Annotated in this window: 10 protein-coding genes; 4 read left to right on the top strand and 6 right to left on the bottom strand. The window is 61.2% G+C overall.

The features are described 5' to 3' along the window. Nucleotides 1–768: 768 nt before the first annotated feature. Entirely contained in the window at nucleotides 769–1,611 is an 843-nt protein-coding gene (locus JI744_RS18300; protein ID WP_202662618.1) for a recombinase family protein, read from the top strand. Nucleotides 1,612–1,919: 308 nt separating this feature from the next. Here JI744_RS18300 and JI744_RS18305 read toward each other — a convergent pair whose 3' ends face one another. The 5 genes from JI744_RS18305 to msrB all read right to left on the bottom strand — a co-directional run bounded on the left by JI744_RS18305 (nucleotide 1,920) and on the right by msrB (nucleotide 5,416). Beyond that, nucleotides 1,920–2,675: a molybdopterin-binding protein gene (locus JI744_RS18305; RefSeq protein WP_202662619.1), complete on the bottom strand. Its 756-nt coding sequence runs from the start codon at nucleotides 2,673–2,675 to the stop codon at nucleotides 1,920–1,922. Further along, on the bottom strand, nucleotides 2,675–3,526 hold the full coding sequence (locus tag JI744_RS18310; RefSeq protein ID WP_202662620.1) for a cytochrome b/b6 domain-containing protein: 852 nt from the start codon (nucleotides 3,524–3,526) through the stop codon (nucleotides 2,675–2,677). Before JI744_RS18310 ends, JI744_RS18305 begins: the two co-directional genes overlap by 1 nt. A 63-nt stretch (nucleotides 3,527–3,589) precedes the next feature. Then, nucleotides 3,590–3,916, bottom strand: coding sequence for a hypothetical protein (locus tag JI744_RS18315; RefSeq protein ID WP_202662621.1), 327 nt, complete (start codon nucleotides 3,914–3,916; stop codon nucleotides 3,590–3,592). A gap of 206 nt (nucleotides 3,917–4,122) precedes the next feature. Continuing rightward, complete coding sequence (msrA, locus tag JI744_RS18320) at nucleotides 4,123–4,854, bottom strand: peptide-methionine (S)-S-oxide reductase MsrA (protein WP_202662622.1); 732 nt, start codon at nucleotides 4,852–4,854, stop codon at nucleotides 4,123–4,125. 82 nt (nucleotides 4,855–4,936) lie between these two features. Beyond that, nucleotides 4,937–5,416: a peptide-methionine (R)-S-oxide reductase MsrB gene (gene msrB, locus JI744_RS18325; protein WP_236019548.1), complete on the bottom strand. Its 480-nt coding sequence runs from the start codon at nucleotides 5,414–5,416 to the stop codon at nucleotides 4,937–4,939. A 191-nt stretch (nucleotides 5,417–5,607) separates the two neighbouring features. Here msrB and JI744_RS18330 point away from each other — a divergent pair, with 191 nt between their 5' ends. From JI744_RS18330 to JI744_RS18340, 3 genes are read left to right on the top strand one after another with little or no spacing between them, the layout of a single operon-like run. Continuing rightward, nucleotides 5,608–6,165, top strand: a complete 558-nt coding sequence (locus JI744_RS18330; protein ID WP_202662624.1) for a sigma-70 family RNA polymerase sigma factor — start codon at nucleotides 5,608–5,610, stop codon at nucleotides 6,163–6,165. Next, nucleotides 6,162–6,800 carry an NrsF family protein gene (locus JI744_RS18335; RefSeq protein ID WP_202662625.1) on the top strand — a complete coding sequence of 213 codons (639 nt, stop codon included), beginning with the start codon at nucleotides 6,162–6,164 and terminating at the stop codon, nucleotides 6,798–6,800. Before JI744_RS18330 ends, JI744_RS18335 begins: the two co-directional genes overlap by 4 nt. Then, nucleotides 6,797–7,045: a hypothetical protein gene (locus tag JI744_RS18340; RefSeq protein WP_202662626.1), complete on the top strand. Its 249-nt coding sequence runs from the start codon at nucleotides 6,797–6,799 to the stop codon at nucleotides 7,043–7,045. Before JI744_RS18335 ends, JI744_RS18340 begins: the two co-directional genes overlap by 4 nt. 5 nt (nucleotides 7,046–7,050) lie before the next feature. Here JI744_RS18340 and JI744_RS18345 read toward each other — a convergent pair whose 3' ends face one another. After that, nucleotides 7,051–7,335 carry a helix-turn-helix domain-containing protein gene (locus tag JI744_RS18345; protein WP_236019544.1) on the bottom strand — a complete coding sequence of 95 codons (285 nt, stop codon included), beginning with the start codon at nucleotides 7,333–7,335 and terminating at the stop codon, nucleotides 7,051–7,053. Nucleotides 7,336–7,547 lie beyond the last annotated feature (212 nt).

Consider the following 7,547-nt stretch of genomic DNA (forward strand, 5'->3'; position numbering starts at 1 on the left):
TCCTGGCACAGAGAAGTGGGCGCTAAGTTTACATTTCGACCGCCGAAACTGAATTTTCCCGATAACTTGCCAGAGAGACGGACCGCAGGACGGGCTTGCGGCCATCGAAATCCACCCGATGCTGATCGTCCGCAGATCCACGATCCTGAGCACGAAATCGGCCGCGGACGATGATCATGGCTCGCCGTCATGCTGATCAGCACCGGAAGGACGGGCGCGCAAGGCATCTCATCCCCGTCGCGGGCGTCTGAGGACATGCTGATAGGGAAGGGAGAAACGAACGGTCATCGGTGGCGCTGACGGCGATCACCAAGAACAGCGCAGGGGGCGATCAGGGGCAGCGTTGCTGATCTGGGTGCACCCTCACCACCGCCGAGAGCACGGATGCACCTCAGCGCTCGCCCCAGCCAGCCTGCGAGCATGTGTAACTAGCGGTGAACCCTCGTGATTGCGATCGCGCGACATCTGGCAAGACAGGCATGGGAGATCGAAGGCGCGGAGGGTTCTGCGGGCGCGCCGTCTCTGCGGCTGTCGCAGCCCTTGGCGCAGTCCTCCCGTTCAATTTCCTGCATCCTGAATCCCCGCGTAACCGCAGGCAGCAAGCTAGGTCGGCGGCGAGTTTTGGCCATAGTGCCGTCACCGGGCTTGCCCCGGATGAGCGTAGTCAGCCAGATTTCTGCTTGATACAAATGTTCCGATATCGTAGTTTTTGTGCGTGCTGAACCCCAAACCGTGTGCATTTGTTCTGGTTAACAACGTAGATCCTCAATGACCAACCTGACCGATCACCCCACCAACGCCATAGGCTACATCAGACTGTCTACCGAGATGCAGGCCGATGAAGACCATGCCCTTGAGCGTCAGGCGGAGAAGTTGCGTCAGTGCTGCCAGAAGCGTGGCCTTGCTCTGACCTCCATCTATGAAGATGTCGGCTCGGCGGCGAAAAGCGACAGTCTGTCCCGCCGCGAAGGGTTACGCGATGCGACGAGGCATGTGCAGCAGGAAGGCGCAGTTCTTGTTGTCAGCGATCCTACCCGGCTCTTTCGTCATGTGAAGGATGCCGAAACATGGCTTCAGAATTTCGATATCTGTATCTTGTCGGCCGAAGACGACGAAATGCTCTCGAAGGAGCGTTTTCTTGATGCTGTCAGAAAAGGCGAGACATCAGCGCACAACATCCGCCGGGGCACATCCACTGCCTTGGCGCGTAGGCAGGCAGAAGAGAAACCTGGCTCGCCGGTCGATCTGTCAGCAGCACGGGAGGCCTCGCGGCGCGCACGCTCCGGGCGGTCTGACAATATCGTGGACAGGATTGCCCATGTTCTTCTTGAAGATGAAGCCTATCGCGACCTGTCGCACCGTGCCCTGGCTGATCTTCTGAACCGGCGCGGAATTCTGACGGGCTGGAAGCGGCCTTGGACTGGAGATGGTCTCAAGCGTCAACGCCGCGAAGCTGAAGCCCGCATTCGCGAATGGGCGGAAATTGATGCAGAGGATGAAGTCCCTTTGGCACCTGAAGCTCTTGTGTTCGGTGAAGCTGCGCCTTCTCCGGGCGAACCAGTTGTTGAAGAGTTTGAAACAGCGCGGCTTCCCTACTTTGGGATGTTCTGATTAAATGGCCTCTAGTTTTCCAGACGCCTTGCAGTTTCAGCTTCTGCTGGTGTTTGGAAGCGATCTGAGCCGCGCCGGGTTTGAGGTAGGCTGATCTCGGTTAGTTACGCGGCCACGGGTTTAGGTTCCAGCGCTGCGTAGGAGTTGGCTTCGGCTTCGGCGGGCGGGATGTTCTTCACGCAGGGTGGCAACGGCGTCATCCAAGTCGTCGATGCGGTGCTTGTGCCGACGTGAGACGAAATACCTCCGGGTGGCTTTGACGCCGCCCGGAGCGTTTGAAGCAAGGCGATTATTCCAACCCGGCCAGGTCAGATTCCTGCATACCAATCATAGCCGATCTGGTCTTCCCAGTATCCGCCCTTGCCGAGGCCCGTCCCGGCAAGTGTGGCCGTCGCCTCGATCCGCATGACATATTTTGCCTGCTTGTAGCCCAGCTGCCGCTCGACCCGCAGCCGAAGCGGCGCCCCGTGGCCGACGGACAGGGGCTGGTCGTTCATCGTGTAGGCCAGCAGGGTTTGCGGGTGGAAGGCATCGACGAGGTCGATGCTTTCATAATAGGCGTCTCCACCGAAATCATCGGCGCAATGCAGCACCAGGAAGCGCGCCGACGGTAGCAGGGCGACCTGCGACAGGAGCGCGGCCAGCGGCGCGCCGGTCCACTTGCCGATGGCGCTCCAGCCTTCCACGCAGTCGTGGCGGGTGATCTGGGTTCTGGCGGGCATTGCTTTCAGCGCCGCCAGCGAGAATTCCATCGGTGCCGCGACCAGCCCGTCGATCTTCAGCTTCCAGTCGGCGAAGCCGGTGTCCATGTGACGCTGATAATCATCAGACTTCGGCATGGTGTTGCCGTTGGTGCGGAAATCGGGCGACAAGTCCGCCTCGGTAAACTCGGGCGCCAGGGCATCGCGTCCGATAAGGCGATGGCTGCGGTAGGCCAGCCGTTCGCCCGTGCTCAGCACCATGTCGTGGAACGAGGGGCTGAAGATCAGGCCCGCAGTGCCGCCGATGATCGCGCCATATCCAAGTCCGGTCAGGACGGACCGGCGGGTGAGAAGTTTGGCCATCACTTTTTCTCCTTTGGAAGCCGGTAGCGGCCAGTGATCATCGAACGGATCTCGTTGATCGGGCCCGCCAGGACGACCATCAGCAGATGGACTAGGATGAACAGGACGATCCCGCAGGCAAAAATGAAGTGCAGCGAACGCGCCGACTGGCGTCCTCCGAAGAGGTCCAAGAGCCACGGCGTCGACGCATTGAGGCTCGGCGACATCGTGAAGCCGGTCAGGATCATGCCGGGGATCAGGATGATCAGCACCAACAGATAGGCGAATTTCTGCAGGACGTTGTAGTGCCGCGCCGCCTCTCCGGTCGGGAACTGCAGCTTGGCGTGATGCTTGATATCGGTCCAGACGTGCGACGGCTTCACCTCCTCCGCAGAAGGCAGCAGGTCGCGCTGAAGGTGGCGGTTCCACAGGCTGCGGATCAGGTAGACACCGATGCCAACGGCAAAAACCCAGGCAAAGGTCAGATGCCAGCGCCGCGCCGAAGCCAGATTGTAGCCTTGCGGAATGGTGGCCCACCACGGAAAAGCGCGGTTGCGGACCTGGCCATTGCTGTCGGTCCAGCGGCCCAGGATGCCCGTCGTTTCGACCGTCAGGCTGCCGATGCGCAGAAAGCCGGTGTTTGCCTGGGTCGCGCCGATCTGCAGCCAGGCATAGTCCGGGTTCGCGCCATATTTGCCCCAGTAGAGGCGCGGATGAGCGTTAAAGATCATCAAGCCGCTCATCAGCATGATCACCAGTGTCACAACATTGGTCCAATGCCAGAGCCGGGTCGAAAGGCGGTGCCGCTCCACTACGTCGCCGCCGGCTGGGGTGGCGTTCATCGGCGCGTCAATCGGTTCGGTGGTGCTCATCGGGCCCTCGCGGGGTTAAGTTGAAGGGGCGGGCGCCGAAGCTGGTCCGGCGCCCGCAGCAGATCACTTCATCGGGTGCATTGCATCCATGACCATCATGTCGGGATGTTCGGTGCAGGTCTTGACCAGTGCCGCCATCGTATCTTCCGGGCTCATCATCGCATCGCCGGAGGCCATCGCATCGCCGGAGGCCATCGCGTCACCCGAAGCCATAGCATCGTCGGAGGCCATCGCATCGCCTGCCTTCATCGCGTCGGTCATCGCGGTCATCATGTCGTCGGTGCTCATCGCGGTAAAGGCGCTGCAGGTCATGTCCTTGGCCATGGCATCGGCAAAGGCAGGGGCGGTCAGCGCGGTCGAGATCGCAAGGGCGGTCAGAAAGCGTTTCATCGTGAAGTCTCCGTTAGTTGGTGGGGTGCCGGTCTCGGCTTGTCCCGTTTGCGGTTGCATCCGATCCCAGGTGGGAGCGAATTCATTCGGCGCCAGCCGCCCAGATACTTCGGATGGCAGGGTCGCTCAGCTTGTTTTCCGGTTTCGTCCAGGGCCTCGGCGCGTGCTCACGCCACGGGTGTCAGACAGACCGGACTGGTGCCGGATCAGTTCATCACCAAAACCGGTTTCGCGTGATAATCCTCAGGGAACATCGCCTTCAGATCGGCCACCTTGGGCAGATCGTTGCGGACGATGTAGGGGTAGGTCGGGTTCAGGGCGAGGAAGTCCTGATGATGGTCCTCGGCCCGATAGAACTTCGCCGGGGCTTCAACCGCAGTGACAATGGGGCCGCCGAACGCATGGGCTGCATCCAGCTCCGCGATATAGGCCTTGGCGATTTTTGCCTGTTCGCCATTGGTCGGGAAGATCGCCGACCGGTATTGCGTCCCGTGGTCTGGCCCCTGGTAATTGAGTGTCGTCGGATCGGTCACCACCGAAAAGAAGATCTGCAGCAAGTGGCCGTAAGTGACCTTCATCGGGTCGTAGACGATCTGCACGGCTTCGGCATGGCCGGTGCTTCCGTTGCTCACCATGTCGTAGGTGGCGTTCGCGGCCGATCCGCCTGCGTAGCCTGAGGTGGCACTGATCACGCCATCCACGTGCTGGAATACACCCTGCACGCCCCAGAAGCAGCCGCCGGCCAGAATGGCGGTTTCGGTGCCGGATTTGGCTGTTTCATCAAGGGTCGGCGCCGGAATGACCACGCCTTCGCCAGCAAGGCTTGCGGGGGGCGACAGAAGCGATGCCCCACCGATCACCGCCGCCACGATCAGCGCTACGAATGAGGAGCCTGCACGCCGGCGCGGTATTTGTTCTTCCTTCAGGTTCGTCGTCATGGTCTTTCCTTTCGAGTGTTGGGAAGCCCACCGAAATAGGCAAGGAGGAAGTGCATCTGGTCAGTCCTTTGCGTTGACAGGGTCAGGCAGGGTGGAAGGTCATCGCGACCCCATCCATGCAGTAGCGCAGGCCGGTCGGTTGCGGTCCGTCGGGGAAGACATGGCCCAAATGGCCGCCGCAGCGGCTGCAATGCACTTCCGTGCGTGTCACGAACCCGGACGTGTCGACCGATGTGCCGACCGCGCCCTTCAGCGGTTGCCAGAAGCTCGGCCAGCCGGTGCCGCTGTCGAACTTGGTGTCAGAGGCATAAAGCGGCAGGTCGCAACCAGCACAGGCAAAGGTGCCCTTGCGATGTTCGTCCAACAGCGCACTGGTGAAGGGGCGTTCGGTGCCTTGCTGCCGCAGCACCTCATATTGCTCTGGCGTCAGCAGCTTGCGCCACTCGGCGTCGGTGTGGGTGACTGCAAAACCCTCGCCGGCCTGTGCCGGCTTACCCAAAAACGCGTAGCGGGCCGCGACCGCGCCAAGGATTGTGGCGGTCAGGACAGAACGGCGGGTCAGTGGCATAGTGTCTCTCCTCCAAAGTTGCCGGATCAGCATCCGGTCTTCGGACAGTCCATTCGTGGAGAGGACCGATCTGTTACGCTGTTCACGCTTTGGTGTTCATGCTGACGGCGCGGTCACGGGAATTTATTGCTCACCGGGACTTCTCTCCTGTAACGATCCGCATCGGCGCAACGAAGGGACCGGGGATGCAGGCGACCGAAGACCCTTTGGGCATCCTGTTGGTGGCGGCCAACGCTGGGGACGGGCAGGCATATGCGCGTTTCCTTCACGCCGTTGCACCGATTGTCCGGGGCATTGTCCGCGCGCGCGGTCGCGGTCTTCCGGTGGATCTACACGAGGATATTGTGCAAGACGTTCTGCTGGCCATTCATCTCAAGCGGCAGACCTGGGACGCGGGCCATCCGCTTCGCCCGTGGCTCTATGCAATTGTCCGCTACAAGGTCATCGACTCGCTGCGTGCCCGCGGGAAGAAAGTGTATCTGCCGATCGAAGATTACAGTGACGTGCTGCCGGCCGAGGAGACAGCGGACCCCCTGGATGCGCGGGATGATCAGCGCGAGGTTGATCGACTGCTTGGCCAGCTTGACCCGCGATCTGCAGAAGTGGTGCGCGCTCTGGAGCTGCGGGAGGAACCCCAAGCCGAAGTGGGCGTGCGCCTCGAAATGACGCCGGTCAATCTGCGGGTGACGCTGCACAGGGCCATGAAGCGCCTGGCGGCTCTGGCGCGAAAGGATCTGCCATGACCACGACCGACAACCTCATTCGACGCCTTGCGACTGAACCGCCGCTGCCACCTTTCAACCCGCGCCGGATGGCTTTGGTCATGGTCTTGTCGATTGCGGTGCCGGTTACGCTGTTCCTGCTGGTCCTTGGTCATCGGCAAGGATTGGCGGCGGCCTGGTCGAACCCGGTTGTGCCGTTCAAGACCATCCTGCCACTTGCCGCCAGCGCCGCGTCTTTGCTGCTGTTGCTGCGGCTGGCGCGTCCTGGGGCACGGGCAGGCGGCGCTGTCTGGCTCCTCGCAGGACCGGGGGCCGTGGCGGTGGCGCTCTGGTTCGGGGCCTATGCCTTGCGCGCGGCACCCGAGCGGTTTGCCGAGGTGAGCGCCGCATCTCTGGGCGAATGTCTCGGTTCTATTCTTCTGCTGTCGGTCGTGCCGGCTGCCGTCATTCTGCGGGTCATTCGCCAAGGCGCCTCCACTTGGCCACGGCTGTCTGGCGCTCTTGCGGGACTGACCGCCGCGACCGGCGCCACGGCTGGGTATTCCCTGTTTTGCACCAGAGACAATCCCCTGTTCTTCGTCAGCTGGTATGGAGCCGCCATTCTGATGGTTGCTCTCGTCTGCGCCGCGCTTGGGCAAAGAACGCTACGCTGGTGACCTCGGCAACTAAGGCAGAGAAAAACCGCCTGATGTTCGACACAGGGCGGGTCTGGAAGATCTTCTTGTTGGGCATGACCTGCCGCGATGAGCGCCTCGGACGCATTCTTGAACTTACCGGCCTGATAATCGGCATAAATGCCGGGACAATCGATGCGCAGGCGGTCGAGATAGTAGTCGTTGTCGCGTTTCTGGCGTGCTTTGGTCATGTCGGGCGGGTCTGGCGATCAAGCGAGTCCGTGTAGAATATCTACGCTGAGGGAGTGTTTTCGTCGCCGCCGCGATTGTTGTGGTTGGTCGCGAGACGACTCTCCACGATCGTAAGCATCACCGACATCGGGATGTTCAAGCCAGCGCTGACCGCCGCCAAGGCGCTGAGCGATGGCTGGCGCTTGCCGTTCTCCAGCAGCGAAATGAATCTGACCGACACATCAGCGCGCTCGGCCAACTCTTCCTGGGTCAGTCCAGCGTTCATCCGGGCTTTGCGCAGGACGGCAGAGAAGGCGGTGATCAAGGGTTCGTTGCTGCGATCCATGGCAGGAGGCATCCCGCACACCTTGACATCGCACCACGAACAGTTGTTCTAGTTGCGGCATCGCGTCAGCCGGAACAGGAACAAATTGGTGTTGATTTTCACCCGGAACTGAGCCGGTTAGGCGCATAATTTTCACTGAGAACTGAGCCATGTGAACCTTCCCCCAACGCGGTGAGTGGCGGGGGCAACGGAGTGATCCACATGGGACTTTT

This window comes from Fuscibacter oryzae, from assembly GCF_016765795.1.
In the GTDB taxonomy this organism is placed as follows: domain Bacteria; phylum Pseudomonadota; class Alphaproteobacteria; order Rhodobacterales; family Rhodobacteraceae; genus Fuscibacter; species Fuscibacter oryzae.